This window comes from Paenibacillus terrae (assembly GCF_000943545.1).
Lineage (GTDB): Bacteria > Bacillota > Bacilli > Paenibacillales > Paenibacillaceae > Paenibacillus > Paenibacillus terrae_A.
The window spans coordinates 1-529 of the sequence record NZ_JTHP01000199.1; the positions used below are offsets into that span (position 1 = coordinate 1).

Here is a 529-nt window from a genome sequence, read left to right on the forward strand (position 1 = left end):
AACCAGCTAGAACCTGACACAAAGACGGTCAACGATCATCAAAGGTACTTTCATAATCTCTTCCATAAACTGTTGTACGTTGGTACGAATTTCAGCGACCGTGTGGTAAAAGACGTTGTTAATCACATCGGATTTAAGCCATTTCCACAACCCTTCGACTGCATTCAGTTCGGGGCTATAGGGAGGCAAAAATACAAGTTCAAGTCGATCCTTCATCTCGTTTAGGAACGATGCCAGCAGCTTTGCATGGTGAATTCGCGCATTGTCCAGGATCATCGCAATTTTACCTGTCGGATATTCGGTTAACACTTTTTTCAAAAAGATCAAAAATGTTTCGGCTGTATAATACTCATCTTCCTGCCATACGATCCTGCCTGTCACATAGTCGACGGTAGCCAGCAGTTTGACACCCCGATGTTTACCTGTAGTTTGAATGATACGCTGCTTGCCACGAAGAAACCACGTTTTTTGAATGGCTTGGTAATCGCGAATCATGGATTCGTCTTCAAATAATACATGGTCGATTTTT

At 42.7% G+C, this 529-nt stretch carries 1 protein-coding gene; it reads right to left on the bottom strand.

What is annotated here, in order from left to right; translation table 11 throughout:
* Positions 1–6 precede the first annotated feature (6 nt).
* Positions 7–529, bottom strand: a 523-nt coding sequence (locus tag QD47_RS29660; protein WP_152643922.1) for an IS630 family transposase, incomplete at its 5' end; no start/stop codon positions are given.